Origin of the sequence: Mycobacterium sp. JS623 (genome assembly GCF_000328565.1) — a bacterium.
Lineage (GTDB): Bacteria > Actinomycetota > Actinomycetes > Mycobacteriales > Mycobacteriaceae > Mycobacterium.
The window spans coordinates 3,992,355-4,019,054 of record NC_019966.1 but is presented as its reverse complement, the minus strand read 5'-3'; the positions used below and the strand labels follow the sequence as shown (position 1 = coordinate 4,019,054).

Sequence of the window (26,700 nt, the reverse complement as noted above, 5' to 3'; positions counted from 1 at the left end):
GTGTGAGCATCGAGGTGTCCAATGAGTCGGGCATCGACGTATCCGAAGAGGAACTGATCAGCGTCGCCCGGTTCGTCATCCGCAAGATGAAGGTGAACCCCTCGGCGGAACTGTCGATGGTGCTGCTCGACACCGCGGCCATGGCCGATCTGCACATGCGCTGGATGGATCTGCCGGGTCCGACCGACGTGATGAGCTTTCCGATGGACGAGCTGGAGCCGGGGGGTCGACCGGACGCACCCGAGCCAGGGCCGTCCATGCTGGGTGACATCGTGCTGTGCCCGGAATTCGCGGCGAAGCAGGCCAGCGCGGCCGGCCATACGCTGGGGCAGGAGCTCGCGCTGTTGACCGTGCACGGCGTGCTGCACCTGCTCGGCTACGACCATGCCGAGCCGGACGAGGAAAAAGAAATGTTCGCCCTGCAGCGCCAACTGCTCGAGGAGTGGGTGGCCGACCAGGTCGAGGCGTACCACCAGGACCGCAAGTCCGAGAAGGATCGACGGCTACTGGATACGTCCCGATACTTCGACGAGCCGTGACCGGCATCGGCCCGCTCGTCGGCGCGATCGCGCTCATCGGCCTCGGCGGACTGTTCGCAGCGATCGACGCCGCCATCAGCACGGTGTCGGTGGCCCGTGTCGAGGAGCTCGTGCGCGACGAGCGGCCGGGAGCGGTGCGGTTGGCACGCGTCATGGTGGAGCGGCCGCGATACATCAATCTTGTTGTGCTGCTGCGTATCACATGCGAAGTGACGGCGACGGTGCTTCTCGTCGCCTATCTGGACGGCCTGCTTGGTGTCGGCTGGGGGTTGTTCACCGCCGCCGCGATCATGGTGGTGGTCAGCTTCGTCGCGATCGGCGTCGGACCCCGTACGGTTGGACGGCAGAACGCGTACAGCATCTCGTTGGTGGCCGCCCTTCCGCTGCAGGCGATTTCGGTATTGCTCACCCCGATCAGCCGGCTGCTGGTGTTGATCGGTAACGCGCTGACACCCGGCCGCGGTTTCCGCAACGGTCCGTTCGCCTCCGAAATCGAGCTGCGTGAGGTCGTGGACCTGGCGCAGCAGCGCGGCGTGGTGGCCGACGACGAGCGACGGATGATCCAGTCGGTCTTCGAACTCGGCGACACCCCCGCCCGTGAGGTGATGGTGCCGCGCACCGAGATGGTGTGGATCGAGAACGACAAGACGGCCGGGCAGGCCACGTCGCTGGCGGTGCGCAGCGGTCACTCGCGGATCCCGGTCATCGGCGAGAACGTCGACGATGTCGTCGGCGTGGTCTACCTCAAAGACCTTGTGCAGAAGACGTATTACTCGACCAACGGGGGCCGCGATACCAAGGTGTCCGCGGTGATGCGCCCCGCGGTGTTCGTGCCGGACTCCAAACCGCTGGATGCGCTGCTGCGCGAGATGCAGCGCGATCGCGTGCACATGGTGTTGCTGGTCGACGAGTACGGCGCGATCGCGGGACTGGTCACCATCGAGGACGTGCTCGAGGAGATCGTCGGCGAAATCGCCGACGAGTACGACACCGACGAGGTCGCACCGGTGGAAGACCTGGGCGACAAGCACTTTCGGGTGTCGGCGCGGCTGTCCATCGAAGACCTTGGCGAGCTGTATGACATCTCGTTCGATGAGGATCTCGACGTCGACACGGTCGGCGGCCTGGTGGCGTTGGAGCTTGGCCGTGTCCCGCTGCCGGGCGCCGAGGTGACGTGGGACGGGCTGCGGCTGAAGGCCGAAGGCGGCCCCGATCACCGCGGCCGGGTCCGGATCGGCACCGTGCTGGTCAGCCCCACCCCGGAATCCGAGGAGCGCAATGACTGAGTTGAACGGCGAGGACGCCAAGCTGGTGGTGCTGGCGCGAGGGGCGATGGGCCGGGCCGAAGCGGGCAGTGGAGCCGCGGTGCGCGATCTCGACGGTCGCACGTATGCGGGCGCACCCGTCGCACTCGACGCCTTGCGGCTGACGGCACTGCAGGCGGCGGTCGCGGCCGCGGTGTCCAGCGGTGCGACGGGCCTGGAGGCTGCGGTGCTCGTCGGCGGATCGGCCGACGACGCGGGAGTGGCGGCAGTGCGCGAGCTCTCGAGCGACGCCGCGGTGATCGTCACCGACCGGGCGGGCACGGTCGCCCAGTGATCGCCGAAACTGCGCACAGATCGCGATTCGGGCGAAAATCTCGATCTCCCCGCGGTCTCGGGGTTGGACAGTGACCGAGTTCCGGTCCGGCTTCGTCTGCTTCGTCGGGAGACCCAACACCGGGAAGTCGACGCTGACGAACGCATTGGTGGGCGCGAAGGTGGCGATCACGTCGAACCGCCCGCAGACCACCCGGCACACCATTCGCGGGATCGTGCATCGCGAGGACTTCCAGATCATCCTCGTCGACACTCCCGGCCTGCACCGGCCGCGCACGCTTCTCGGGCAGCGGCTGAACGATTTGGTGAAGGACACCTATTCGGAGGTCGACGTCATCGGGTGGTGCGTTCCCGCCGACGAGAAGATCGGGCCGGGCGACCGGTGGATCTACGAGCAGATCCGCACGATCGCACCGAAAACCACGCTCGTGGTCGTGGTGACCAAGATCGACAAAGTGTCCAAGGACCGGGTGGGCGCGCAGCTGCTCGCGGTGAGCGAGCTCGTCGGTTCCGATGCCGAGATCGTGCCGGTGTCGGCGACAACGGGGGACAACCTGGACGTGTTGACGAAGGTGCTGGCGGACCAGCTGCCACCGGGACCGGCGTTCTACCCCGACGGCGAGTTGACCGACGAGCCCGAAGAAGTGTTGATGGCCGAGCTGATTCGGGAGGCCGCGCTGGAGGGTGTGCGCGACGAGCTGCCGCATTCGTTGGCAGTGGTGATCGAGGAGGTCAGCCCGCGCGAAGGCCGCGACGACCTGATCGACATCCATGCCAACTTGTTCGTCGAGCGCGAGAGCCAGAAGGGCATCGTGATCGGCAAGGGCGGCGCCAGGCTACGCGAGGTGGGCACGGCCGCGCGCGAACAAATCGAGAAGCTGCTCGGCACGAAGGTGTATCTCGACCTACGCGTCAAGATCGCGAAGAACTGGCAGCGCGATCCCAAACAGCTTGGGCGACTTGGCTTCTAACCCGGCTGGCCGTAGACCGCCACGACGACGGTGCGGTCCAGGCTGTTCACCGACCACACGCCCATTTGCGAGTTCGCGCAGTTCGACATGATCGCCAAGTAGTCGGGCCGGTAGTACCAGTTGTTGATGATCTCGACGCCGCTGATCGCCAGCGCCGGATTGATCGCGACCGTCTCGGCGACGGTGCCGACATAGCCCGCGTTGCGGGCCCGATCCTGCGGCGTAGACCCGTCCGATCCGATATCGCCGTCGAGCGCGCGGTTGTTCAGCACGTCGTTCGCATGCCATTCCGCCGCGAGCTGCAACTGAAGGTTCTTCTTCACGTCGTTGGTACAGCCGGCCTGATGCTGAACCGTGTAGACGTTGGCGATCACGCCGTCGTTGAGACGCTTGTTGTCGGCGCTCGCGGCGGGCATACCGGTAATCGCAGCAGCGGCCACCGCCACAACTGGAAGCGCGCGAAGGACTGTCACGCTGGGGAGATTACGCGACCTCGTCGTGCACCGGCTCATCAGCGGCAAGATTCTCCAGGGCGGCTTCGGAAACCAACTCCGGCGCCGCAGCGCGTTGACCGCGGTCCCACCACACGTCGGGCTGCCGCATCACCCAGCCGTTGAGCGCCTCCAACTCGGCGGCCAACGAAATCAGCAGCGGCTCGCTGTTCGCCGGGCCCATCAGCTGAACGCCGATCGGCAGCCCGCCGTAGGTGAAACCAGCGGGCACATTGATCGACGGCCAACCCAGCAGGTTCCACGGCCAGGTCGCCGGGCATGCGCGGATCATCGCGCGGTCCGTCGACAACCCGCCCCGCTTGTCGAAGTCGCTGACCCTTGGCGGCGGCAGCGCGGTCGTCGGCGCCAGCACGACGTCAACGAGATTGAAGAGCCACCCGATCCGGCGCTGCGAATCGGCCTCGCGGGCGCGGGCCTTGCGCAGCGTGTTTTGCGACAGCAGCCACCCGGTGCGGGTGTTGGCCAGCGTCCGCTTGTCCAAAGTGACGTTCGGACCGAGTCGGTCGACCCAATCGAGCAGCCCCGACGTCGAGCGGGACAAGAAGTTCCACGACATCCGCAGGTTGTAGTCCGGGTCGCGCTGCACGACGGTATGACCGAGTTCCTCGAGCTGGCCCGCCACGGTCTCCATCGCCGCGCGGATCTCGGGGTGCAGCTTGGGCTTGAAGACGCTGTAGGCGAACTTCGTCGACATCGCGATCTTCAACGGGCCTGGTGCCTGCGCGACGAAGTCGGACATCTGCACCGGCGGCGGCTGATGCAGGTCGCCCGGCACGTTGCCCGACGCCGCATCCAGCAACAGCGCTGCGTCCGTCACGGTTCGCGCCAACACCCCGTTGACGGTGATTCCGTTGAACGCCTCGGGCAGCGGCCAGGTCGAGATCCGTCCCCGCTGCGGCTTGATGCCGACCAGATGCGTCCACGCCGCCGGTATCCGCACACTGCCGGCGCCGTCGGAACCGATGGCCGCCGCCACCAATCCGGCCGCCACCGCCGCCGCGCTGCCACCCGACGAGCCGCCCGGTGTGTGCTCGCTGGACCACGGATTGCGCGTATGCCCGAAGCCAGGGCCGCTGGTGAACGGCCACTGACCCAACTCACACGTGTTGGTCTTGCCGACGATGATCGCGCCAGCGGCCCGCAGCCGACGCACCACCTCGGAGTCCCGCTCCGCATCCCTTACATGGCCGTCGGTGCCGAATCGGGTGGGTACGCCGGCGACGTCGACGTCGTCCTTGACGGCGATCGGAATTCCCAGCAACGGAAGTTCTTTTCCTGCTGCGCGTTTGCGGTCAGCCTCAGCTGCGTCGGCCAGCGCCCGCTCGCGCAACACCACCCGGAACGCGTTGAGCGTCGACTGGCTCGCCTCGATGGCATCAAGTGATCGCCGTACCAGTTGGTCCGACGTGACTGTGCCCGCGGCGAGCTGGTAAAGCTGGGTGGTGATCGTCGGAAAATTGGGGGAGCGTCGGGCTCCGCTTGATTTGGAATCGACCATCGATTACGAGGATATCGGCGTTGCCAACCAGCAACTGTCGGATCACGGTGAGAGACTTTCTTAATGCGGCTGTATCGGGACCGGGCGGTCGTGCTGCGTCAGCACAAGCTCGGCGAGGCCGACCGGATTGTCACCCTGCTCACCCGCGACCACGGGTTGGTGCGCGCGGTGGCCAAGGGGGTGCGTCGCACCCGCAGCAAGTTCGGGGCGCGGCTGGAGCCGTTCGCGCACATCGATGTTCAGCTGCATCCCGGCCGCAACCTCGACATCGTCACTCAGGTACAGGCCATCGACGCGTTCGCCACCGACATCGTCAACGACTACGGCCGCTACACCTGCGCGTGCGCCGTGCTGGAGACCGCTGAGCGGCTGGCGGGGGAGGAACGGGCTCCCGCGCCCGCGCTGCACCGGCTCACCGTGGCCGCGCTGCGGGCGGTGGCCGACGGCAGCCGCCCCCGCGAACTCGTGCTCGACGCTTATCTGTTGCGCGCCATGGGAATCGCGGGCTGGGCGCCTGCGCTGACCGAATGCGCCCGCTGCGCCACACCTGGTCCGCACCGGGCATTCCACGTCGGGGCCGGAGGCAGCGTGTGCGTGCACTGCCGCCCGTCGGGGTCGGCGACCCCGCCGCAGGGAGTGCTTGACCTGATGGCCGCGCTCTATGACGGCGACTGGGAGCACGCGCAGGCATCGCAGTCGTCGTATCGCAGTCAGGCCAGCGGGTTGGTGGCCGCGCATCTGCAATGGCACCTGGAACGCCAGCTGCGAACATTGCCGCTGGTCGAACGGACCTACCGGGTTGATCGCACAGTCGCTGAGCACCGCGTATCGGTGTTCGGGCAGGATGTCAGCCATGGCGATCAAGCGGGGCAAGACCACTTACCCACAGCTGCCCCCGGCGCCTGACGACTATCCGACCTTTCCCGATGTGTCGTCGTGGCCCGTCGTATTTCCCGACCTGCCGCCGCACACCAACGGCAGGTTCGCCCGGCCGCCACAGCACACCTCGAAGGCGGCCGCACCCAAGATCCCGGCCGACCAGGTGCCCAACCACGTCGCCGTCGTCATGGACGGCAACGGGCGGTGGGCCACGCAGCGCGGCCTACACCGCACCGAGGGCCACAAGATGGGCGAGGCGGTGCTCATCGACATCACTTGCGGGGCCATCGAAATCGGCATCAAGCACCTGACGGTGTATGCATTCTCCACCGAGAACTGGAAGCGCAGCACCGAGGAGGTGCGCTTCCTGATGGGGTTCAACCGCGAAGTGGTCCGCAGGCGTCGCGAGAACCTCAACGACATGGGTGTCAACATGCGCTGGGTGGGCTCACGTCCGCGGATGTGGCGCAGCGTCATCAAGGAGTTCGACATCGCCGAGCAGATGACTGTCGGCAATGACGTCATCACCATCAACTACTGCGTGAACTACGGCGGCCGTACTGAGATCGTCGAGGCCACCCGCGCGCTCGCGCAGGAGGCAGCCGACGGCAAAATCAACCCGAACCGGATCAGCGAGGCGATGTTCGCCAAGCATCTGCACCGCTCCGACATTCCCGATGTCGACCTGTTCATCCGCACGTCGGGCGAGCAGCGGGCGAGCAACTTCTTGATTTGGCAGGCCGCCTACGCCGAATACGTCTTCCAGGACAAGCTGTGGCCGGACTACGACCGCCGCGACCTGTGGGAGGCGTGCGAGGAGTACGTGAACCGCAACCGCCGATTCGGGAGGGCCTGATGGAACTCCAGGAGCGACTCGCCACGGTCCTCGACGAGGTCATGTCGATTCAGCGGGAAGACGACGGCGCGCTCACCGTCCGCCATGCCGAGACGATCGCGTCGTTGCGAGTGGTGACGATCGCAGAGGGCCTCGACATGGTGTCGCTGACCCAGATTCTGGCGTGGGATCTACCGGTGGACGCCAAGATTCGCAACAATGTAGCCCGCCACGCCCGCAACAGCCTTCTCGGCACAATCTCTCTGGTAGAGAAAAGCACTGGCGCCAAAGGCAATTCGAAGAAGGCAGGCGATGTTCTGCTGCGCTACAATTTTCCCGGCGTTGGTCTGGCCGACGACGCGCTGCGCACGCTGATCCTCTTGGTGCTCGGCACGGGCGCCGACATCCGTCGGGACCTAATTGGATAGCACGGATCGCAGTTCGCTTGCCCCAGTGACGATGTCGTCGTCGTCGGTGTGTTCGGGTACGGCCGCCAACAGCTGCAGCAGCGTTGAGCGCTGCGATTCATCAACACGCAGCAGCCGCACCGCGCCATCATTCGAGAGCGCGTTGACGATCAGGAACGCCCCGTTGTCCCAGAGGTCTGAACCTAGATTCGTCAGCCACGGCAGCGTGCGCGCGAGGTAGTGCTGTAACGCCGCGATGAGGAATCGAATGTCGCCGTCCTCCAACCGAAGGTGGCTGTTGTAGTTGGACACCAGCAGGCGGGCCAGCTGCGGATCGGTGTCGTCGGCTTCGAACAAGGCCAGTGCGGCCTGCGGTCCACGCAACCGCGTCGCGACTGCGATGAAGCTCTTGGCGACGATGAGGTCGGACTCCGATGCGGCCAACGATTCGAGTAGCATGCCTGCGTCGCGATCATTCAACGCAAGAAGTGCCTTGGCGGCGGCCAGTTTTCGTGCGCGGGCGGCGCCGTCGAGACTGCGGCGCAGCTGCTCGACGAGATCGGTCCGTCGCGCCTGCGCGGCTGCATCGGCCAGTTCGGTCGTCAACGGCCCGCCGTCGCGTGCGGCCTCATCGAGGTCGACGTCGCTGACTACCACGCTGACGCCGTTGCTGTTGAACGCCTCGTAGATCGCCACCCGCTACTTGTCGGCGCAGTCGCCGCAGATACCGAAGATCTCGATGGTGTGGCTGACGTCCGAGAAGCCGTGCTGGTGCGCCACCTCTGCGGCCCACGCCTCCACGTCACCGCCCTGGATCTCGACCGTCGAGCCGCAGGCACGGCAGACGAGGTGGTGGTGATGATCGTCTGAGCACCGTCGGTACACCGATTCGCCGGTGTCGGTGCGCAGCGTGTCGACGAGCCCGCTGGAGGCCATCGATTGCAGCGTGCGGTACACGGTCGTCAGCCCGATGCCTTCACCGCGCCGGCGCAGTTCGTCGTGCAGTTCTTGGGCAGAGCGGAAGTCGTCGAGATTTTCCAGCAGCGCAGAGATGGCGGCGCGCTGCCGAGTGGCGCGCACACCGGAGCCGCCCGGCCTGCGACCTCCTACCTCCGTCGGGCTCACTCGCTGCCCTCGGCCGCGTGGGTTACCGCCGCGACGACGATGTCGGCCAGGTGATGGTCGACCAGCCGATACATCACTTCGCGGCCCGACCGCTCGCCGGCCACCACGCCGGCGGACTTGAGGATCCGCAAATGCTGGCTGACCAGCGGCTGGGGCACCGCCAAAGCGTCGACGATTTCGTGCACACAGCGCGCCGACTCGCGCAGCTGCAGCACGATCGCGATCCGCACCGGCGCGGCCAGCGCCCGCAACAGGTCGCCCGCGGTGTCGAGAACCTTGCGCGACGGCAGGTCCGTTGGCGGCACGCCACCGTGCTCATGCACCTCGGCTGAGGTCGGCTGCTCGCGCTCATCGCCGGACAAAGTGGAAACGGTTTTCATTATGCCGTCAGATTACATGCGTGACCGCGCATGTCAACGCTTCGCGGGCGGCCGATAAGGTTGTCACCCGTGGCTCAGTCTTCGTCGATCATCGACACCGTTGCAAACCTGGCCAAGCGGCGGGGTCTCGTGTACCAGGCCGGCGAAATCTACGGCGGCACAAAGTCGGCGTGGGATTACGGGCCGCTCGGTGTCGAGCTCAAGGAGAACATCAAGCGGCAGTGGTGGCGCTCGGTCGTCACCAGCCGCGATGACGTTGTCGGCCTCGACTCGTCGATCATCCTGCCGCGAGAAGTCTGGGTCGCCTCCGGGCACGTCGAGGTGTTCAACGACCCGCTCGTCGAATGCCTGAACTGTCACAAGCGGCATCGCCAGGATCACATGCAGGAGGCGTACGCGGCCAAGAAGGCCGCGAAGGACGGCGTAGAGATCGACCCCGAGTCGGTGCCGATGTCGGACATCGTCTGCCCGGACTGCGGCACCAAGGGACAGTGGACCGAGCCGCGCGACTTCAACATGATGCTCAAGACCTACCTCGGCCCCATCGAGACCGAGGAAGGCTTGCACTATCTGCGGCCTGAGACCGCGCAGGGAATCTTCGTCAACTTCGCGAACGTCGTCACCACCGCGCGCCGCAAGCCGCCGTTCGGCATCGGCCAGATCGGCAAAAGCTTCCGCAACGAAATCACGCCGGGCAACTTCATTTTCCGCACCCGCGAGTTCGAACAAATGGAGATGGAGTTCTTCGTCGAGCCCGACACCGCGCCGGAGTGGCACCAGTACTGGATCGACACCCGGCTGCAGTGGTACGTCGACCTCGGCATCGATGCCGACAACCTGCGGCTGTACGAACATCCGAAGGACAAGCTGTCGCATTACTCGGACCGCACGGTGGACATCGAGTACAAGTTCGGCTTCCAGGGCAACCCGTGGGGTGAGCTCGAAGGCGTCGCCAACCGGACGAATTTCGACTTGTCAACGCACACAAAGCATTCCGGTGTCGACCTGTCGTTCTACGATCAGGCCACCGACACTCGCTATGTGCCGTACGTGATCGAGCCCGCAGCAGGGCTTACCCGGTCGCTGATGGCGTTCCTCGTCGATGCGTACGCCGAAGACGAGGCGCCCAACGCCAAGGGTGGCGTGGACAAGCGCACGGTGCTGCGGCTTGATCCGCGGTTGGCACCAGTCAAGGCCGCCGTGTTGCCGCTGTCCCGGCACGCCGATCTGTCGCCGAAGGCACGCGACCTCGCCGCCGAGTTACGCAAGTGCTGGAACGTCGAATTCGACGATGCGAGTGCGATCGGACGGCGTTACCGACGACAGGACGAGATCGGCACGCCCTTCTGTGTGACAGTCGATTTCGACACGCTCGAGGATCAGGCGGTGACCATCCGCGAGCGCGACGCCATGACGCAAGACCGCGTCGCACTCGACAGCGTGAGTGACTATCTGGCGGCCAGGCTCAAGGGCTGCTAGTCGGTGACGATCACTTACGACGACGCGTTGCGCGAACAGATTCGGGCACGGCTGGCGGCACACGACCGTCGCGCCGTGTCGGATCCGACGAAGCGGCACGCGGCCGTCGCGGTGGTCCTGGTCGACTCCGAAGTCGGTGAGGACAGGGTGGATCCGGTACCTGCCGACGGGTTGATCGCTGAGTTGCTGATGGACATCGGTCTCGACGGCCGCATGGTCGACGTGTCCGGCGGCGCGGCCTTTCTGTTGTGCCGCAGGGCATCTCGCCTCAACTCCCATGCGGCGCAGTGGGCGCTGCCCGGCGGGCGCGTCGACCCCGGCGAAACGGCGGTCGAAGCCGCACTGAGGGAACTGGAGGAAGAGGTCGGCATCACGCTGCCGGACTCCACTGTGCTGGGCTTGCTCGACGACTACCCGACACGGTCGGGATACGTGATCACGCCGGTCGTCATGTGGGGTGGGGGACGGCTCGATCCGCAGCCGGCGCCCGACGAGGTCGCGGCCGTCTATCGGGTGGGGCTACACCAACTGCAACGCCAGGATTCCCCGCGGTTCATCACCATCCCCGAGAGCCCGCGTCCGGTGGTGCAAATCCCGTTGGGAAATGACCTGATTCACGCCCCGACGGGTGCCGTGTTGTTACAGCTGCGGTGGCTGTGCCTCGAAGGTCGCGGTGATGCGGTCGATGGACTGGAACAACCGGTTTTCGCCTGGAAGTAGCTAGAACCGACCGTCGCCGCCGGTGCTGCCACCGATGACGTCACACTGTTGCCAAGGCCTTCAGCCGCGAAATCTAGCATGGGTTCAACACGGGATCGCACCGCAGATTTCCGCCGGGGCTGCCGCCGGTGTCGCCCGCACCCGGCAGGCTGCCGTAATTCGGCGGTGTGTACGACCCGGACCCAGATCCCGACCCGGATCCGGGTCCAGATCCAGAGCTCGGCGGTTGCGGAAGCTGCGGATATTCCGGATTGGTGTTGGAGCCATCGATCTTCGGTACGACGACACCCGGTTCGTCCTGGGGGATCTGCCCTTGGTGTCCACCGGGCATCGAACCTGACGGACCCTGCGGACTTGCCGGCTCCGGGACGAGCGCGGGCTGTTGCGGGACGAGCGCAGGTTGTTGCGGGACGAGCGCAGGTTGCTGGTGGACCGGTGGCATCATCGGCGCTTGGTCCACGGGCGGACTCATTGGCTGCTGTTGCACCGGGGGCATCGGCCCTCGAATGATCGGGGGCATGATCGGGGGGAATAGCACCCCGGGATCCACGGGCGTGAAGCCGCTGTCAATAGGTGGGAGTGGGGCGGGAGGCGCCTGAAGTACAGGCGGTGCTGCCACCACCGGAGGCTGGCCCTGCACCGGCGGCGGGGCCTGAATCGGCGGCTGTGCCAGCACCGGTGGCGATGCCGGTGGTGCTTGCACCGGAGGCGGTGCTTGCAGAGGAGGTGCGGCCTGCAGGGGCGGTGGTGCCTGCGGCGGAGGCGCCTGCGGCGGCGGAGCCACCACGGCTCGCGGTGGTCGCGCCACGACAAGGTCGACGTCGAAGACGCGAAGGTCAACTCCGGTGATTCCGAGGCGAATTCCGAGTCGTCGGGCGAATAGCACGATGATCGGCAACCTACGCAGGTCAAGCAGAATGATGAAGTCGATGATCCGGTTTTGAAGCGGCCGGAGAATGACGACAACGACCCGCGGGTTGAAACCCTGCCACGGCGTACCGATGTACACCGGCGGACGGGCGGCAGCCGCTCGTTGCACGGGCTGCGTCTGCTGCCCGGGTTGCGCCTGCTGTGGCTGCATCTGCTGCACCTCAGGGATTTCCAGCAGCGGGCTGCCGCTCATGCAGCGCACTCGCGGTACTCCGTATTTGTCCACCATTACAGCCGTCATGGCCTGCAGAACCGCCTGCCGACTGTACACCTGCCCGTTCACGTAGCCGTGGTCGAGAACGCGGGTATCGCTGCGCAGGCGGACGGGCGTGAGTTGTTGGATATAGGAGGGGATTTGGTCGACGGTGATCTTGGGAACTGTCACCCACGCGGCGGCCTTCGCGGGTTGCTGCTGGAGGTAGTTGATCAGGCCCTGTCCGTCGCATGTTGACTCGTTGCGGGTGCCGCCGAACAACCCGTCGGTATCGCCGTACACGGTGCGCGCCTGGTTTTCTTGTGCCGGCGGCGCTCCGGCCGGATCCGGGCCGGGATTCGTGATGGCAGGATCCTGGGGTGTCGCGAAGGAAGTCTCGGTGAACGGGTCCTGTCCAGGCTGATCGGCCGGCGTCAGAAACACCTGCTCCTGCGCCTCGGTTGCGTTGTCGGGGATGACGACCCATACCACCACCAGTGCGATGGCGGTGATCAAGGCGAAGCCACCGGCGATCAGCGCCACGACGCCAGGACGACGCCACCAGGGCTTGCTCGGGGGACGCTCTTCCGTGAGAGCGACTACCGGCGCACCTTGCGTCGGGTCGGATTCCATCGGCTGGGATTCAGTCGGCGACTCTTCGTCTGTCATTTCGACACCCGCCCCCGGGCCTAGATGTGTGGCTGGCGGCATAACCCGCCGCCGACAAGTGTCCTCCCATCACCCAACTTTGGGCGTCTTATTGCAAAGCGCGATTATTTGCTACTTGCCAAAGGAACCTAAATATAGGCCGTCTTACTAGCTGTTTTGTGACGTTGACCTAGAATTCGTGTTAGCGAAATTTCACATAGCAAATATTATCGCGCCAGTCAGAATCGGCCGCCGCCGCCACCACTCCAACCGCCCGACGAGCCTGACCCGCCGAACGACGTCGAACTCCAACCGCCGCCCATACTGCCGCCGATTCCGCCGCGCAGTGCGCCGGACAGGATGTTGCCGATGATGATGCCGCCGATCATCGCGCCCATATTCGATCCACTGGTCTGGCCGTACTGACCGGTGTAAGAACGCTGCGCGGCACGAACATCCGCATTGGCCAGATCCTGCGCCTGCGCCGCTAACGTCGAGGCGCCGTTCGCGTGTGCGATGGCCTCAGTCAGGTTGGTGGACTTCATGTCCTGGGCCGCTTGCAGCTGGCGCACCGCCTCCGCGAGCCGGGTGCGGGCCTCGGGGCCGATGCTGCCGCGCCGCGTGTCGATGTAGTCGGACACCCCGCGCACCCGTGACTGCGCGGTGAACAAAGCCTGATCGAAAGCGCGACTGAGCCTCTCGGCGGCTTCGCGCTCTTCGGCGATGTTGGCCAGCAGCCGGTCCAGTTCGGCGTCGGCTTGCGTCAACTTGGTGAACGAGCCCAAAGGGTCTGTGGTGCCGGCGCTTTGGGCATCGGCGACGGCTTTGACGGCGGCATCGCGAGCGGCGCTCAATTCGGTCGCGTGCGCTGAATTGCCCTGGGCCAGTAGAGTTCCCGCCTGATTGATGCCCTGTTGGATGTCTGCGATCGCCGCGGGCAGAGTGGCCACGGCACGGTTGATGTCGGTGCCGGCGCTGTCAATGGCGTCCAACAGCGTTCGGGCCTGCCCCAGCGCCGACTCGGCGCCGCGAATCGAGTCGATCAGGCCGGATTGGCGCCCCACGGGGCGCGCCACCAGCGTTCGGGCGTTGGTGAGGTTCTGGTCGGCGAAAGCCAGTCGCTGCTTGGCGGTTTCGACATTTCCCGCCACCGATGCCAGCGCCGTGTCGGAGTATTGCTTGTGCAGCGCCGCGAGCGCCTGCTCCGATGGCGCGATCCGCGCGGTCACGTCGACCATCTGCTGCGTCAGCGCGTCCAGCCGTGACGGAGCATTGATCACCAGATCCCGCAACTGTTCGAACGCCTCGCGTTGGGCGTCGAGTTCACGGTCGGCCCTCGCCGCAGCGACCACCACCCGCGTCAGGAGGTCGCGTCGCTGCTGCGCGGTCTCGGGAACGGCGTCGTCGAGGATCTGTCGGACGTTGAATGCCTGCGCCAGTGTGGTTTTGGCGTTCGTGACCGCTTTAGTGAACGGCGCGGTCTCATCGGGACCGAATTCGTCGACCGCCAAACCCAATTCGTTGTCACTGGTGCGCACGGCGTTGTCGACGTCGACGACGATCGACTTGGACAGGTCGTCGAGCGCGTCGATCGGGATGGAGGCCAAAGCATTCGGATCGGCGGGATCGACGCGGCGCGCCGCGGCGAACTCCGCCTCCCGGCGCTTGCGCTTGCGGCGCCGAAGCCACAGCCACACCACCAGAACCGCAAGCGCCAGCACCGCGAACGCCACCAACAAGCCGAACCACGAGATGTCGGCGTTTGTTGTGGAAGTTCCCGGGTCGAGCCCTTGCGCCGCGGCGATCGCGGCCCCTGCCCAGTCGCTCTGGCGCAGCTTGGGTTCGATTTCGTTGGTGCGCAACGACGTGACGTCAAAGCCGCCTGATCCGGTGGTCGGCGGCAGGAACGCGTACGCGCGGTCACCCGTCGCTACCGCGAGAATCGCGTCCTGGCTTCCGATATCAGACAGTCGCCGGGTCTGTTGAGTCCAGCCGACGGCGTCCTGCCCGGAGAACGTGTCGACGTAGACGACCCACAGCCGGATGTGCCGGTCGTTGTACAGCTTGTCGACGGCCTGCTGCACATCGCTGAACTCGGATCCGCTGAGCGCATTAGCCCCGTCGTTGACATAGCTGGGCAGCCGGAACGGCGGCTGGGCGGTCGCGGCCGGCGCCAGCAGAACGCCGACGGTCAGGACCGCGAGCACGAGGCCGAGCAAACGGGCGATGCGCATGGCCCACAATGTAGTACTGGCAGACTGTGCGTCGGTGGCTGTGATTGGAGATCCCTACGGAGAGTTCGACCGCGAGCGTCTGGTGGTCGAGTCGCCGAAGGGTGCCTCGCTGCCGGGCACCGGCACCGAACACCGCACGGATTTCGCGCGCGACCGGGCGCGCGTGCTGCACAGCGCGGCGCTGCGCCGGCTGGCGGACAAGACACAGGTCGTGGGGCCGCGCCAGAGCGAGACGCCGCGCACCCGGCTGACCCACTCGCTGGAGGTGGCACAGATCGGTCGCGGCATGGCCATCGGGCTGGGTTGCGATCCCGACCTCGTCGACATGGCCGGCCTCGCCCACGACATCGGCCATCCGCCGTACGGCCACAACGGCGAACGCGCCCTTGACGAGCTCGCCGCAGACCACGGTGGCTTCGAGGGCAACGCGCAGAACTTCCGCATCCTCACCCGTCTGGAGCCGAAAGTTCTTGGTCCCCAAGACCATAGCGCCGGGCTGAATCTGACCCGGGCGGCCCTGGACGCGGTGACCAAGTACCCCTGGTGGCGTGGGTCGCAGAAGCGCAAGTTCGGCTTCTACGAAGACGACGCCGCCGCGGCCCACTGGGTACGTCAGGGCGCACCCGAGGGCAGACCGTGCCTAGAGGCGCAGGTGATGGACTGGGCCGACGATGTCGCGTATTCCGTGCACGACGTCGAGGACGGCGTCATCTCCGGCCGCATCGACATGCGGGTGCTGGCCGACGACGACGCGGCCGCGGTGCTCGGGCGGCTCGGTGAATCCCACGGCATGGGCGCGGGCCTGCGAGCCGACGATCTAGTGGCCGCCGCCGAGCGGCTGTCGGCGCTGCCGGTGGTCGCTGCCGTCGGCAAGTACGACGCGACGTTGGCGGCGTCGGTGGCACTGAAACGGTTGACCAGTGAGCTGGTGGGCCGCTTCGCCTCGGCCGCGATCGCCGCGACGCGTGAGGCTTACGGTCCCGGGCCGCTGGTCCGGTATGCGGCCGAGTTGCGCGTGCCCGAGTTGGTGCGCGCCGAGGTCACGGTGCTCAAGATCCTGGCGCTGCAGTTCATCATGTCCGATCCGAGGCACCTCGAGCTGCAGGCCCAGCAGCGCGATCGGATCCACCGCGTCGCGCAGTGGGTACGTGCCGGGGCGCCAGCGACGCTGGACCCGATCTTTGCCATCGCGTTCAACGAGGCCGCAGACGACGACACTCGGCTGCGGGTGGTCGTCGACCAGATCGCGTCATTCACAGAGGGGCGATTGGAGCGTTTGGAACCGGCCTAAGGGTGATCGCGCCGGACGCCCAGCGCTCTAGACTGGCCCGGTGGCCGGCCGGATTCCTGATCGCGATATCGCGGCCATTCGTGAACGCATTCGGATCGAGGACGTCGTCGGCGACTACGTGCAGCTGCGGCGGGCGGGTGCGGATTCGCTGAAGGGGCTGTGCCCATTCCACGACGAGAAGTCGCCGTCGTTTCACGTGCGGCCCAACCACGGGCATTTTCATTGCTTCGGCTGCGGCGAGGGCGGCGACGTGTACGCGTTCCTCCAGAAGATCGAGCACGTCAGCTTCGTCGAGGCCGTCGAGCTGCTCGCGGATCGGGTCGGCTACACCGTCACCTACACTGGCGCGGCGGCGACGAATGTGCAGCGCGACCGCGGCAGTCGCAGCAGGCTGCTGGCCGCCAACGCCGCCGCGCAGGAGTTCTACGCCGCGGCGCTGCAGTCCGACGAGGCTGCGCCGGCGCGACAGTATCTGTTTGATCGCAACTTCGACATGCAGGCCGCCGCGCATTTCGGGTGCGGATTCGCGCCGTCGGGCTGGGATTCACTGACAAAGCATCTGCTGCGCAAGGGATTTGAATTCAAGGAGCTCGAGGCGGCCGGGCTGTCGCGGGAGGGCCGGCGCGGACCGATGGATCGCTTTCACCGTCGCCTGCTGTGGCCGATCCGGGCCAGCAGCAGCGAGGTGATCGGTTTCGGCGCGCGTCGAATCTTCGACGACGACACGATGGAAGCCAAATACATCAACACCCCGGAGACGGTGCTCTACAAGAAGTCGTCGGTGCTGTTCGGCCTCGACCTGGCCAAGCGTGACATCGCCAAGGGGCACCAGGCCGTGGTGGTCGAGGGCTATACGGACGTGATGTCCATGCATCTCGCCGGCGTGACGACGGCCGTCGCCTCGTGCGGCACGGCGTTCGGCGACGAGCACCTGTCGATGCTGCGCCGACTCATGATGGACGACAACTTCTTTCGCGGTGAGCTGATCTATGTGTTCGACGGCGACGCCGCGGGGCAGCAGGCCGCGATGAAGGCCTTCGACAGTGATCAAAACGTCGCGGGCAAGTCCTTCGTCGCGGTCGCCGCCGACGGCATGGACCCGTGCGATCTGCGGATCAAACACGGGGATGGCGCGCTGCGCGATCTGGTCGCGCGGCGAGTTCCGATGCTGGAGTTCGCGATCCGCGGGTTGCTGCCTGATAACAAGGAACTCGACGACAACCCGCAGGCGAGAGTGGACGGGTTGCGTCGCGCGGTGCCGATGGTGGCGCGCATCCGCGATGTGGCGTTGCGTGACGAGTACGCGCGTCGGCTCGCGGGGTGGGTCGGCTGGGAAGACGTCGCGCAGGTTGTCAACCGCGTGCGTGAAGTCGCGACGGGGAAACAGCAGAACGGGGAGCGCATCGCCCGTCGGCGCACGGCGGCCGAGGCGCCGCCGCAGGTGCGCCCCGATCCTGCCGATCCGACGCTGTGGCCGCAGCGCGAAGCGCTCAAGTCGGCGCTGCAGTACCCCGCGGTGGCGGGGCCGGTGTTCGACTCGCTGACCGTCGAGAGCTTCACTCATCCGGGATACGCGGCGGTCCGGGCGGCCATCGAAGCGGCGGGCGGGACGTCGGCGGGCTTGGCGGGGGCGCAATGGATCGAGGCAGTGCGTGAGCAGACGGCCTCGCCCGCGGCCGCCAGTCTGGTCAATGAACTGGGCGTCGAGGCCATCAATGTGGACGACGACGAGAGACTGCCCCGGTATATCGGGGGAGTACTGGCCAGGCTGCAGGAAGTATGGGTCGGCAGGCAGATTGCCGAAGTGAAGTCCAAATTGCAGCGCATGTCGCCGGTGGAACAGGGCGACGAGTACCACGCATTATTCGGTGATCTGGTGGCGATGGAGGCCTATCGGCGCAGTCTGCTCGAGCAGGCCAGCGGCGACGACCTTACTGCGTAACTGCGCTGAGCGGGTTATGGTGTATGAGCTGTCGGGGACCGTGTGAAGAGGGAGGCCCGTGTCCACTCCGAAATCCAACCGAACTCGGCTGATCGCGGGTGCTTTTGTGGCCGCCGCGGTGGCTGTTCCGCTTTATGCCGTGACAGTGTCGTCTGACAGCGCGCAGGTCACGGCGTCTCCGGCGTGCCTGGCGTGGTTCGGCAACAAGGACGATGGCAAGTGCCTGTCCTACTCGAATGGCCAGCCGGTCAACGTCGGAACTCCTTGGTACAACGGCGGCAACAGCCCCCATTCGGGTGTCAGCACCGGCCCGCTGCTGCCGTCGCAGACCTGGAACACCCCGATCGGCTAGCTAGCCGTCTTTCCTGACCATCGACTCCGGCTGCAACACGTCGGTTTGAGAGTCGATGGGCGTCAGCGTGACCAAGGTCGGATCGGGGGATACCCGGTCGGCGATCTTGCGGCGCCCGGCGTCCAACACCGCCTTGGTGGCCGGATTCTCGGTGACGGCTTTGTACGTTCCGGCGATCTGTTCATAACGGCGCCGGCCCGCTTTGGCACCAAACACATAGCCAATGGCCAAGACGACGAGATACCGGATCACAGGGCCCCTCCCAGACGACGGTGCGTTGGGCTCCATCCTGCCTCACTTGGCTGTGCAGCGGCGGGGCGGCCGCGTGTTGGCGGCTCGTGCGGAACGTACGCTAAAGTCTTGGTTCGCGGCCGCGTCCGCGCATAGGCAACAGTCCCCTGTAGCTCAATTGGCAGAGCATTCGGCTGTTAACCGAAGGGTTGCTGGTTCGAGTCCAGCCGGGGGAGCAGACGTTATCGCAGGTCGGCCTAGGTGATTAGACCAGCGAAACAATGCACGTGCTATCTGAAATCGTCGTCCCTTCCCTGCTCGCCGCTCACCACGACCGGATGAGTAGGGGACACAGCAGATGCAAATCACCCACACCCCAACCGATTTCGCCGACGTCCGTGGGATGTCCACCGGCCAACTCCGTTGCCACGCTCCTTGTGGTCACCGGCGAGTGTGTCCACCGAATCGAGACGGGCAGAATTGACGAACTCTGGTCACGGGTTCGGGGAGAACCCCTGAGTCAGCAACCCCGCACCCTTTGACTAGGATTGGCGCCGCCCGAGGCGTGGGGACCTAAAATTGACGATCCCGGCAAATCGGCATCCAGGGGCCTTCAATGTGGGGAATCAACAACTAAACGCGAAAGATGCTGGTCGTTATGTCTTCTTCAGGCTCCTGCCAGCGTGTAGCATTCCTGCCGGCCCCGTTTCCGCTAACTAAATTCTTCGGATGACCCTAGGAAGAAACACCATGTCGCTCTCCGTTCACCGATATCTGGCCGCCGGCATAGCAATCCTTGGCGCAACCGTCATCGGCGCGGTCTTGCCGCCGTCGGCGGTGGCTGACGGCGGCGGGGCTGGCGGGAGTGGCGGCGTCACGGTCACCGGCCCCGGCGGCACTCCTCTCGGCTCTGGCACCCTAGCCGTCGACGGCACTGAAACCATCCCCAACGGCCTGCCAGGAACCCTCGGCTGCCTCAGCGGTGGCTGCAGCGGCGGCCTAACCGTCAGCGGCACCGCCGCTGGGCCCGGCGGCACGCCGCTCCCAACAGGGCTGCAAATCGGGGCCCCGTCCTTGACGGTTAGCCCGCCGCAACCTAACGCCCTCGCGTGCATCACCGCGCAATGCTTCGGCGGCAAGGGCACCCTCAGTATCAAGGAGGGCGCTGTAACCTCCATCATCGGCGCCAGCGGGGGCCTCAACGGCTATATCCACGGGTAGCAATCCGCGCAGACAGAGGATCGTGTGATCAGGGCGCCCGGGTTGGGCGCTGGTAGTCGTCGATGATCACGTCCGCGTGGGTTGTTTCGTGATCGCCGGCGAGGCCAGCGCGCGCGAATAGCCTTGCAATTCAAGCGCTCTGGGATCGCGCTGGCAAGGCAGCGAGACGTGAGCAGACCTACGCGGAGCAAACGCTGCCACGACTGCATTTACTTGCATCATCAACGTCGTCAACTTATTTGTGTCGAACCCATTCGTTGCAGATCGAAGCGGGTCGATAATCAACCCGGCGGCGAACGGTCTGACTGATCCTGGAGCTGCACATCGCGGTTCCCATGCCGGCCACACTTGTCGCGGCCGAAGTATCGGATGCACAAAAGGGGGATCCATATGTCCGTGCAGGAAAACAAAGAACTCATGGAGCGCGGCTACGCAGCCTTCTCCGCAGGTGACCTTGACACCGTGATGAGTCTGTTCGACGACGACATCGAATGGGTACAGCCGGGGCAAAGCTCCGTCAGCGGCACCTTCCACGGCAAGAGCGAAGTCCTTGAGCAATTCGGGCGACTGGCCGAGAAGGGGCTGACAGTCGAGCTGAAGCAGCTCATCGCCGAAGGCGATACGGTCGTGGCCATCACCCAGGTGACCGCCGGGGGCGAGACTAGCGAGGACGCCGACGTATTCACCATTCGCAACGGCAAGACCGTCCACGTACAGGTACACGGCGACACCGCGACGCTTGAGCGGGTTTACGGCAAGAAGCAGATGGCCGCTGGATAACGGCCTCGCACAACTTCTTTGGGCCGGGCAGGACGGTCGCATGGCCCACCCGTAAGCTTCGGGCCATGCGACCTTCCCGGCTGATCGCCGTCGTCCTTTTCACGGTCCTGCTCGCAGGGGGTTGTGGTTCCAATTCGCCATCGTCGTCGCCGACGACCTCTGCTGCGTGCACAAAAGACGATGGGCCCAGCGAGGACACCGTCGCCGCTGAGATCGCGAAGCTGCCCGCGGCGCCGTGGCTAGAGGTCATGAGCGGGCACACCGCCGACTGCAGTCTGCACTGGGTTGCTGTCACTTCGGGCGACGCGTCCGACAGTCCGGCACAGGTGTTGTTCTTCGATCGCAAAACCCCGATCGGCACGCCTACCCCGGAGCCGCGGCCGTACGTCACCGTCACGCCGACAGGCGATGACACCGCGTCGGTGCAGTACCAATGGCGTCAAGGCCAGGACCCTGCGTGCTGTCCAACCGGTGTCGCGACGGTTCGGTTCAAGGTCGAGAACGGCAAGCTCAAGGCGCTCGATCCGATTCCCAATGGATAGAGCGCAGCTCGCGCGTGCATCTACCCGCTGCGTTCCGCGATGAGTTGATTGGCCAAGCCGGCCGCAACCATTGTGGCCTCGTCGTCGGACAGGCTGACCTTGACCACTTCGACGATCCCGAGCCGGCCCGCGAGGTCGAACTCGACGGCTCCGCCACCAAGATCGCTGACCCGGCCTCCGGGGCCAGGTGTGAATTCTGCGGCGGAATTCGGCGCACCGATCTCGAGCGACACCGATTCGAACGTCGAGGTCACCTGCCACGCGCAATGCGCAGCGCCCGCGTCGTCGGCCGTTCGACGTCCGATCACCGGAGCGCCGAGCACCGAAGAAATTGCCCGAGGAGATATCAGCGAACACGCGTCCAACGCGGCCGAGCCACCGATGGCCAACGGGCCCCGCACCGTTCCCATGGCGCTGCCTGAGTGAGCAGAAAACGAGAAGATGCAGGCAGAACTCAAGATGAGGCCCGCGGCGAGCGCCACCTCGGCGGCCAAGGCGCCGCGCCTCGCCTTCAAGATCGCGATCATAATAAGTGATCTTCAGCAAAATTGTCGATCATGTCAAATCAAGGCTGGGTCGATACCGATCGGGCGTTATTGTGCCCAGATCGCTCTGACCCCGATTCCGTTGTCGCCGCCGGATCGCTCGAAGAGTTCCCAGGCCGCCCAATCGCCCTTGAAACCGTTGATGCGCTCGTCCCGGACGTCGATGACAGTGCCATCCGGCAACACGAGCTCGAAACGTTCTCCGTAACGCCGGACCTCGAAGCGCAACACCGCTTCGGTCAACGTCGACGTATCGAACACGCCGCTTTGTACGTCCTCGAGCGGCCGGTTCGTGGGGTAGACACCAAGAATCCACCCCTTGTTCGACACCACCAGGTGCATGCCGACGTTCGGCCGATCGGTGGTGGTGACGAGGTCTGGCACGGTGCCGTCGGAGATGATGAGGGCCGCGGTCGAATCGTCTGGCCATTGCTTGGACAGCACGACCTCGATGCCGATCCGGAACACCGGCTCGTCGAAGCGCCGCTCGAGATACGTTGCCGCCGAAGGGGATAGGGCCTCGCCCGGCCAGAGCGCACCGTCGCGAATCGCCGGTCCGCCTGTCATCTCGCCCAGGGTGATCATGCGGACGTAGTCACCCGGCCAGACATTGGGATCCACGTCGCCGAACCGGACTGCGAAGCCGGCCTGCGCCGGGCTCGGTAGCTTGCCGAATCTGCTGCCCGGACCCTCCGACGCGTAGGCCGCGCCGGGTTGCCCCGCGTCGTCGGGCCTTACCGCGATAATCACCGCGCCGACTAGGACGATCGCAATCGCAAAGCGAATCCACATCCGCCACCTGGGCGGACGCCTGCGCTTACGATGCCGAGACATGCTTCATTGAACAGTCGGTCGCAGCACCGCCGCTACGCTTCGATGATGTTCTCCGGATGTAGCATCTCGGCGTAGCGCAGCTGCTCGGGAATGCCGAAGCCGTCGACGAGTAGCTCGGCGTACGGCCGCAGCGTGCGGCAGCGTTCGTTGATGCCGCGGGTGACGGCCTTCGCGCGTTCGGTCGACAGGAACTGGTGTTCCATGAACCACGCCTTGTCGTCTTCGATCACGGACAATGCGTATACGTCGCACACCATGTCGAGGACCTTACGGGCCTCGTCGTCCTCACACGCGTCGATGCCCGCGACGAAGGCCTCGAGGACGATCCGGTCGATGTGGGCGGAAGCGGCGTGCAGCACGTGGTCCTGCACAGCGTTGAACGCCTCAAACGCGGTCATTTCCTTGGATTTACCGCGAAGTCGGCGCGCGACCGTCGCGATCATGTACTCCTCACGGTCCTCCAACATCTTGACCTGAGTACCGCGGTTGAACAGGCTGCCCTCTTCCTCGTTGTCCTGCCGGGTGTCGAGGATCCGCTGCATGATCGTCTCGGCCGCGGTGCGTTTCATCACCCGCTCCCCGGCGAAGTTGGCCGCGAACTTCACCCACTCGACCGGGCTCATCCCCTTGATGTCGTCGGCGTACGCAGTGAGCAGCTCCTTGGCCACCAGCTGGATGAGCACATGATTGTCGCCCTCGAAGGTGGTGAACACGTCCGTATCGGCCTTCAGTGCGATCAGTCGGTTTTCGGCGAGATAGCCTGCGCCGCCGCATGCTTCGCGGGCTTCCTGGATCGCACGGGTGGCGTGCCAAGTGTTGGCCGCCTTCAACCCTGCGGCGCGAGACTCGAGTTCCCGTTGTTCCTCGCGGTCGGGGTCATCAGCACTCTGCAGCTCATGGGTCTTCGCAACCAACTCGTTCTGCGCGAACTGCAGCGCATACGACCGCGCAATCAGCGGGAACAACCGGCGCTGATGCACCAGGTAGTCCATCAGCAGCACCTCGTGGTCGTCACCCGGTGCTTGGAACTGTCTGCGCTCCAAGGCATATCGGGTCGCGATGTCGAGTGCGACGCGAGCCGCGGCGCCAGCGCTGCCGCCGACGGTGACCCTGCCGCGGATCAGTGTGCCGAGCATGGTGAAGAAGCGGCGGTTCGGGTTCTCGATGGGTGAGCTGTAGCTGCCGTCCTCGGCCACGTCGGCGTATTTGTTGAGCAGGTTCTCCCGCGGGATGCGGACATTATCGAATTGGATGCGGCCGTTGTCGACGCCGGGCAGGCCACCCTTGTAGTGACAGTCTCCTGTCGTCACGCCTGGCAGGTCGTTGCCGTCCTCGTCGCGGATCGGCACCACGAAGCAGTGCACTCCGTGCCCTTCCCCGTCGGGCGTGATCAGCTGAGCGAATACCGCTGCGACGGTGGCAGTTTCGGCTGCGCCGCCGATGTAGTCCTTGCGTGCCGTTGGGGTGGGGGAGTCGATGATGAACTCTTGGGTCGACGCATCGTAGGTTGCCGTGGTCTCCAGCGACTGCACGTCGCTGCCGTGACCGGTTTCCGTCATCGCGAAGCAGCCCAATAGATCCAGGTTGATGATCCGCGGCACGTACGCCTGGTGATGACGCTCGGTGCCGAGATTCTCGATGGCCCCGCCGAACAGGCCCCACTGCACGCCTGCCTTGACCATCAGAGACAGGTCGGACATGGCGAGCATCTCGATCCGGGTGACCGCGGCCGCGACGTCGCCGTTGCCGCCGTGCTCCTTCTTGAACCCGTCTTCTGCGGCCCCGTGTGCCGCCATGATCTTCATCTGCTCCATCACCTTGGTGCGGGCGATGACGGTGTTCGGTGTGTAGTGCGGGCGGAAGACTTCGTTGGAGAGTTCCTCCCGCATCCGGTTCTTCACGTCGCGCCAACGGCCGTCCAGCGTGTTGCGTAGATGCTCCGCAGTGGTGGTCATACCGAGACGTTAGCCCTTCTGGCGCCCCGGCAAACTGTGATGTCAGAAACCTAGGCAAACCTTGCTAGACCAGCAGAAACCCGTAGCGTTGAATCTTCTGCATGACGGACTCCGACGAGGTGCCGGTATCTCCGACCGGCATGCCCCACATCCCGCACCATCGCCACTCGGATGTTTCGGGCGGTTGGCTGCGCGCAGCGACCTTCGGCGCGATGGACGGCCTCGTCAGCAACACCGCGCTGATCGCGGGTGTTGGCGCTGCGGCCGATGCGCACACCGTGGTGATCAGCGGTTTCGCCGGCCTGGTCGCTGGCGCGTTTTCCATGGCGTTGGGCGAGTACACGTCGGTCACCACGGCCAACGAGCAGCTCGACGCCGAGGTGCGGATGGAGCGGCGGGCGTTGACCAATCATCCCGAGGCAGAAGAAACCGAGTTGGTGTGGATGCTCGTCGAGATGGGTATGAGTCCCGAGACAGCGGAAAAGGCGTCCGAGGAAATTCACCGCGACGAGGATCGGGCGCTGAATGTGCATGTGGCACAAGAGCTGGGCGTCCACCCGGACGAAAAGCCGTCGCCTTGGGTCGCGGCCGGCTCGAGCTTCGTCATGTTCGCCATCGGCGCCATCGTCCCACTGATCCCATATTTCCTCGGCTTCACGTCGCTGTGGTTGGGAATGGTTTTCGGCGGTGTCGGGCTAATGGTCGCAGGGGCAGTCGCGGCTCGGTATACCAAGAAGCCGCTGTGGTTTGCGTCCTTGCGTCAGTTGATGTTTGGGACAGTCGCGATCGCCGCGACCTATCTCGTCGGCCACCTCGTCGGAGCGGTGGTGTGAGGATCAGCTCTCGTTGCCGACGGTGATCGCCGTCGCCTGCTCGGTGATCTCGTCGAGTTCGGAGTCCTCGACGTCGATGCCGACCAGGTGCTGACGCGTCGCGAACAGCACGCCCGCACCGAGCAGCACCGCGGCCGCGCCGACCCAGAACGGCAGGTGCACGCTGACCTGCTCGCCGAGCAAACCGGCCAGCCAAGGCGCCAGCGCTGCACCGGCGAATCGCACGAAACTGTATGCGGCCGAAGCCACCCCGCGTTCCACGGGGGCTGCCTTCATGACGGTCTCGGTGATCAGCGTGTTGTTGATGCCGATGAACAGACCCGCGACCACGACGCACGTCGCTAACACGGCCTTGTTGTCGGTACCGATGGCCATCACCATCAGCGTCGCCGTCATCGCCAGCAGGTTGACCACGAGGGTGGGCACGGTGCCGAAGCGGTGCTGCAGTCGAGGCGCGACGACTACCGACGTGAAGGCCAGCGCGAGGCCCCAGCCGAAGAAGATCAGCCCGATCTGATGCGCGCTCATGTCGAGCGGAAACGGCGTGAACGCCAGCAGCGTGAAGAAGCCAAAGTTGTACAGCAGCGCGGTGATTGCGACGCCGAGCAGGCCGCGGTGGCGCAACGCGCGGAACGGGTCGGCCAGCGTGGTGGGGCGTTCGGCGCGCGGCGTGGATGGCAGCAGGAATGCGGTGACGACCAGCGCAACCGCCATCAGGGCCGACACCCCGAAGAAGGGTCCGCGCCATGAGATCGAGCCGAGCACACCGCCGACCAACGGCCCGACCGCGATACCGAGGCCCAGCGCCGCCTCATAGAGAATGATCGCCTGCGCGACTGATCCGCGCGCGGAGCTGACGATGGTGGCCAGGGCGGTGGCGATGAACAGCGCGTTGCCCAGGCCCCAAAGAGCCCGCCAGCCAACGATTTCTGACACTGTGTCGGACATCCCTGCCAGAGCCGCGCCGGCAATGATGATCAACAGGCCGATCAGCAGCGTGCGCTTGGGGCCGATCCGGCTGGCCACCACACCGGTGATGAGCATGGCGACACCCATCACCGCCATATAGCTGGTGAACAACAGCGACACCTGCGACGCGGAGGCGTTCAGATTGTCGGCGATCGGTTTGAGGATGGGGTCGACGAGACCAATGCCCATGAAAGCGACGACGGACGCGAAGGCAACGGCCCAGACAGCCTTGGGTTGACGCCACATATGGTGCGGCT

At 65.4% G+C, this 26,700-nt stretch carries 28 protein-coding genes and 1 tRNA gene; 17 read left to right on the top strand and 12 right to left on the bottom strand.

Features of this window, described 5'->3' with window-relative positions:
• Positions 1–2 precede the first annotated feature (2 nt).
• From ybeY to era, 4 genes are all read left to right on the top strand, one after another.
• A complete protein-coding gene (gene ybeY / locus MYCSM_RS19705; RefSeq protein ID WP_015307920.1) occupies positions 3–539 on the top strand; it encodes an rRNA maturation RNase YbeY in 537 nt (178 codons plus the stop codon).
• Complete coding sequence (locus MYCSM_RS19700; protein WP_015307919.1) at positions 536–1,825, top strand: hemolysin family protein; 1,290 nt, start codon at positions 536–538, stop codon at positions 1,823–1,825. Before ybeY ends, MYCSM_RS19700 begins: the two co-directional genes overlap by 4 nt.
• On the top strand, positions 1,818–2,138 hold the full coding sequence (locus tag MYCSM_RS19695) for a hypothetical protein (protein ID WP_015307918.1): 321 nt from the start codon (positions 1,818–1,820) through the stop codon (positions 2,136–2,138). Before MYCSM_RS19700 ends, MYCSM_RS19695 begins: the two co-directional genes overlap by 8 nt.
• A gap of 70 nt (positions 2,139–2,208) precedes the next feature.
• Positions 2,209–3,108 (top strand): GTPase Era, encoded by a 900-nt coding sequence (gene era, locus MYCSM_RS19690; RefSeq protein ID WP_015307917.1) that lies wholly within the window; start codon positions 2,209–2,211, stop codon positions 3,106–3,108.
• Here the strand turns inward: era and MYCSM_RS19685 are convergent.
• Positions 3,105–3,524 carry a CAP domain-containing protein gene (locus MYCSM_RS19685; RefSeq protein WP_015307916.1) on the bottom strand — a complete coding sequence of 140 codons (420 nt, stop codon included), beginning with the start codon at positions 3,522–3,524 and terminating at the stop codon, positions 3,105–3,107. The genes era and MYCSM_RS19685 overlap by 4 nt on opposite strands.
• 67 nt (positions 3,525–3,591) lie before the next feature.
• Complete coding sequence (locus tag MYCSM_RS19680) at positions 3,592–5,118, bottom strand: amidase (RefSeq protein ID WP_015307915.1); 1,527 nt, start codon at positions 5,116–5,118, stop codon at positions 3,592–3,594.
• Between the two features lie 63 nt (positions 5,119–5,181).
• Between MYCSM_RS19680 and recO the strand changes: the two genes are divergently transcribed.
• The 3 genes from recO to MYCSM_RS19665 are packed head-to-tail and all read left to right on the top strand — an operon-like array spanning position 5,182 to position 7,260.
• Positions 5,182–6,024 carry a DNA repair protein RecO gene (gene recO / locus MYCSM_RS19675; protein ID WP_015307914.1) on the top strand — a complete coding sequence of 281 codons (843 nt, stop codon included), beginning with the start codon at positions 5,182–5,184 and terminating at the stop codon, positions 6,022–6,024.
• A complete protein-coding gene (locus MYCSM_RS19670; protein WP_198344958.1) occupies positions 5,963–6,853 on the top strand; it encodes a decaprenyl diphosphate synthase in 891 nt (296 codons plus the stop codon). Before recO ends, MYCSM_RS19670 begins: the two co-directional genes overlap by 62 nt.
• Positions 6,853–7,260 (top strand): hypothetical protein, encoded by a 408-nt coding sequence (locus MYCSM_RS19665; protein WP_015307912.1) that lies wholly within the window; start codon positions 6,853–6,855, stop codon positions 7,258–7,260. The genes MYCSM_RS19670 and MYCSM_RS19665 overlap by 1 nt, the downstream gene beginning before the upstream one ends.
• Here the strand turns inward: MYCSM_RS19665 and MYCSM_RS19660 are convergent.
• Genes MYCSM_RS19660 through MYCSM_RS19650 form a run of 3 tightly spaced genes read right to left on the bottom strand, consistent with a single transcriptional unit; the run spans position 7,249 to position 8,744 of the window.
• A complete protein-coding gene (locus MYCSM_RS19660) occupies positions 7,249–7,935 on the bottom strand; it encodes a hypothetical protein (protein ID WP_015307911.1) in 687 nt (228 codons plus the stop codon). The genes MYCSM_RS19665 and MYCSM_RS19660 overlap by 12 nt on opposite strands.
• A gap of 3 nt (positions 7,936–7,938) precedes the next feature.
• Complete coding sequence (locus tag MYCSM_RS19655; RefSeq protein ID WP_015307910.1) at positions 7,939–8,364, bottom strand: Fur family transcriptional regulator; 426 nt, start codon at positions 8,362–8,364, stop codon at positions 7,939–7,941.
• Entirely contained in the window at positions 8,361–8,744 is a 384-nt protein-coding gene (locus MYCSM_RS19650; RefSeq protein ID WP_015307909.1) for an ArsR/SmtB family transcription factor, read from the bottom strand. The genes MYCSM_RS19655 and MYCSM_RS19650 overlap by 4 nt, the downstream gene beginning before the upstream one ends.
• Before the next feature lie 30 nt (positions 8,745–8,774).
• Here MYCSM_RS19650 and MYCSM_RS19645 point away from each other — a divergent pair, with 30 nt between their 5' ends.
• Positions 8,775–10,223, top strand: a complete 1,449-nt coding sequence (locus tag MYCSM_RS19645) for a glycine--tRNA ligase (RefSeq protein WP_051073781.1) — start codon at positions 8,775–8,777, stop codon at positions 10,221–10,223.
• Between the two features lie 3 nt (positions 10,224–10,226).
• Complete coding sequence (locus MYCSM_RS19640; RefSeq protein WP_015307907.1) at positions 10,227–10,943, top strand: NUDIX hydrolase; 717 nt, start codon at positions 10,227–10,229, stop codon at positions 10,941–10,943.
• A gap of 73 nt (positions 10,944–11,016) precedes the next feature.
• Here MYCSM_RS19640 and MYCSM_RS35315 read toward each other — a convergent pair whose 3' ends face one another.
• Both MYCSM_RS35315 and MYCSM_RS19630 read right to left on the bottom strand, forming a co-directional pair.
• Positions 11,017–12,735, bottom strand: coding sequence for a DUF6777 domain-containing protein (locus tag MYCSM_RS35315; protein WP_015307906.1), 1,719 nt, complete (start codon positions 12,733–12,735; stop codon positions 11,017–11,019).
• Positions 12,736–12,953: 218 nt separating this feature from the next.
• Positions 12,954–14,948 carry a TPM domain-containing protein gene (locus MYCSM_RS19630; protein ID WP_015307905.1) on the bottom strand — a complete coding sequence of 665 codons (1,995 nt, stop codon included), beginning with the start codon at positions 14,946–14,948 and terminating at the stop codon, positions 12,954–12,956.
• Here MYCSM_RS19630 and MYCSM_RS19625 point away from each other — a divergent pair.
• The 3 genes from MYCSM_RS19625 to MYCSM_RS19615 are packed head-to-tail and all read left to right on the top strand — an operon-like array spanning position 14,947 to position 18,533.
• Entirely contained in the window at positions 14,947–16,239 is a 1,293-nt protein-coding gene (locus MYCSM_RS19625) for a deoxyguanosinetriphosphate triphosphohydrolase (RefSeq protein ID WP_051073780.1), read from the top strand. The genes MYCSM_RS19630 and MYCSM_RS19625 overlap by 2 nt on opposite strands.
• 40 nt (positions 16,240–16,279) lie before the next feature.
• On the top strand, positions 16,280–18,181 hold the full coding sequence (dnaG, locus tag MYCSM_RS19620; protein ID WP_015307903.1) for a DNA primase: 1,902 nt from the start codon (positions 16,280–16,282) through the stop codon (positions 18,179–18,181).
• 58 nt (positions 18,182–18,239) lie between these two features.
• Positions 18,240–18,533 (top strand): DUF7155 family protein, encoded by a 294-nt coding sequence (locus tag MYCSM_RS19615; RefSeq protein ID WP_015307902.1) that lies wholly within the window; start codon positions 18,240–18,242, stop codon positions 18,531–18,533.
• Here MYCSM_RS19615 and MYCSM_RS19610 read toward each other — a convergent pair whose 3' ends face one another.
• Positions 18,534–18,785: a hypothetical protein gene (locus MYCSM_RS19610; RefSeq protein WP_015307901.1), complete on the bottom strand. Its 252-nt coding sequence runs from the start codon at positions 18,783–18,785 to the stop codon at positions 18,534–18,536. It lies immediately after the preceding gene.
• Positions 18,786–18,927: 142 nt separating this feature from the next.
• Here MYCSM_RS19610 and MYCSM_RS19605 point away from each other — a divergent pair.
• The 4 genes from MYCSM_RS19605 to MYCSM_RS19590 all read left to right on the top strand — a co-directional run bounded on the left by MYCSM_RS19605 (position 18,928) and on the right by MYCSM_RS19590 (position 21,307).
• Positions 18,928–19,000 (top strand) — tRNA-Asn (locus tag MYCSM_RS19605).
• 493 nt (positions 19,001–19,493) lie between these two features.
• Positions 19,494–19,985, top strand: coding sequence for a hypothetical protein (locus MYCSM_RS19600; protein WP_157681360.1), 492 nt, complete (start codon positions 19,494–19,496; stop codon positions 19,983–19,985).
• Between the two features lie 390 nt (positions 19,986–20,375).
• A complete protein-coding gene (locus tag MYCSM_RS19595) occupies positions 20,376–20,765 on the top strand; it encodes a nuclear transport factor 2 family protein (protein WP_015307899.1) in 390 nt (129 codons plus the stop codon).
• 65 nt (positions 20,766–20,830) lie between these two features.
• Positions 20,831–21,307: an LppP/LprE family lipoprotein gene (locus MYCSM_RS19590; protein WP_015307898.1), complete on the top strand. Its 477-nt coding sequence runs from the start codon at positions 20,831–20,833 to the stop codon at positions 21,305–21,307.
• A 20-nt stretch (positions 21,308–21,327) separates the two neighbouring features.
• On the opposite strand, the gene MYCSM_RS19585 is transcribed toward MYCSM_RS19590, so the two are convergent.
• The 3 genes from MYCSM_RS19585 to MYCSM_RS19575 form a co-directional block, all read right to left on the bottom strand.
• Positions 21,328–21,834, bottom strand: a complete 507-nt coding sequence (locus MYCSM_RS19585) for a hypothetical protein (protein WP_015307897.1) — start codon at positions 21,832–21,834, stop codon at positions 21,328–21,330.
• 66 nt (positions 21,835–21,900) lie between these two features.
• A complete protein-coding gene (locus MYCSM_RS19580; protein ID WP_015307896.1) occupies positions 21,901–22,644 on the bottom strand; it encodes a hypothetical protein in 744 nt (247 codons plus the stop codon).
• Between the two features lie 74 nt (positions 22,645–22,718).
• Positions 22,719–24,641 (bottom strand): acyl-CoA dehydrogenase family protein, encoded by a 1,923-nt coding sequence (locus MYCSM_RS19575; RefSeq protein WP_015307895.1) that lies wholly within the window; start codon positions 24,639–24,641, stop codon positions 22,719–22,721.
• Between the two features lie 101 nt (positions 24,642–24,742).
• Here MYCSM_RS19575 and MYCSM_RS19570 point away from each other — a divergent pair, with 101 nt between their 5' ends.
• A complete protein-coding gene (locus MYCSM_RS19570) occupies positions 24,743–25,474 on the top strand; it encodes a VIT1/CCC1 transporter family protein (protein WP_015307894.1) in 732 nt (243 codons plus the stop codon).
• A 3-nt stretch (positions 25,475–25,477) separates the two neighbouring features.
• Here the strand turns inward: MYCSM_RS19570 and MYCSM_RS19565 are convergent, their stop codons facing one another.
• A complete protein-coding gene (locus MYCSM_RS19565; protein ID WP_015307893.1) occupies positions 25,478–26,689 on the bottom strand; it encodes an MFS transporter in 1,212 nt (403 codons plus the stop codon).
• Between the last annotated feature and the right edge of the window lie 11 nt (positions 26,690–26,700).

Bases quoted from the DNA above. Each gene is read 5' to 3' on its own strand.
- MYCSM_RS19695 (WP_015307918.1), top strand. From the start codon at position 1,818: ATGACTGAGTTGAACGGCGAGGACGCCAAGCTGGTGGTGCTGGCGCGA.
- MYCSM_RS19685 (WP_015307916.1), bottom strand. From the start codon at position 3,524: ATGCCCGCCGCGAGCGCCGACAACAAGCGTCTCAACGACGGCGTGATC.
- MYCSM_RS19680 (WP_015307915.1), bottom strand. From the start codon at position 5,118: ATGGTCGATTCCAAATCAAGCGGAGCCCGACGCTCCCCCAATTTTCCG.
- recO (WP_015307914.1), top strand. From the start codon at position 5,182: ATGCGGCTGTATCGGGACCGGGCGGTCGTGCTGCGTCAGCACAAGCTC.
- MYCSM_RS19670 (WP_198344958.1), top strand. From the start codon at position 5,963: ATGTCAGCCATGGCGATCAAGCGGGGCAAGACCACTTACCCACAGCTG.
- MYCSM_RS19665 (WP_015307912.1), top strand. From the start codon at position 6,853: ATGGAACTCCAGGAGCGACTCGCCACGGTCCTCGACGAGGTCATGTCG.
- MYCSM_RS19650 (WP_015307909.1), bottom strand. From the start codon at position 8,744: ATGAAAACCGTTTCCACTTTGTCCGGCGATGAGCGCGAGCAGCCGACC.
- MYCSM_RS19645 (WP_051073781.1), top strand. From the start codon at position 8,775: ATGTCAACGCTTCGCGGGCGGCCGATAAGGTTGTCACCCGTGGCTCAG.
- MYCSM_RS35315 (WP_015307906.1), bottom strand. From the start codon at position 12,735: ATGACAGACGAAGAGTCGCCGACTGAATCCCAGCCGATGGAATCCGAC.
- MYCSM_RS19625 (WP_051073780.1), top strand. From the start codon at position 14,947: ATGGCCCACAATGTAGTACTGGCAGACTGTGCGTCGGTGGCTGTGATT.
- MYCSM_RS19630 (WP_015307905.1), bottom strand. From the start codon at position 14,948: ATGCGCATCGCCCGTTTGCTCGGCCTCGTGCTCGCGGTCCTGACCGTC.
- MYCSM_RS19600 (WP_157681360.1), top strand. From the start codon at position 19,494: ATGACCCTAGGAAGAAACACCATGTCGCTCTCCGTTCACCGATATCTG.
- MYCSM_RS19595 (WP_015307899.1), top strand. From the start codon at position 20,376: ATGTCCGTGCAGGAAAACAAAGAACTCATGGAGCGCGGCTACGCAGCC.
- MYCSM_RS19590 (WP_015307898.1), top strand. From the start codon at position 20,831: ATGCGACCTTCCCGGCTGATCGCCGTCGTCCTTTTCACGGTCCTGCTC.
- MYCSM_RS19585 (WP_015307897.1), bottom strand. From the start codon at position 21,834: ATGATCGCGATCTTGAAGGCGAGGCGCGGCGCCTTGGCCGCCGAGGTG.
- MYCSM_RS19580 (WP_015307896.1), bottom strand. From the start codon at position 22,644: ATGTGGATTCGCTTTGCGATTGCGATCGTCCTAGTCGGCGCGGTGATT.
- MYCSM_RS19575 (WP_015307895.1), bottom strand. From the start codon at position 24,641: ATGACCACCACTGCGGAGCATCTACGCAACACGCTGGACGGCCGTTGG.
- MYCSM_RS19570 (WP_015307894.1), top strand. From the start codon at position 24,743: ATGACGGACTCCGACGAGGTGCCGGTATCTCCGACCGGCATGCCCCAC.
- MYCSM_RS19565 (WP_015307893.1), bottom strand. From the start codon at position 26,689: ATGTGGCGTCAACCCAAGGCTGTCTGGGCCGTTGCCTTCGCGTCCGTC.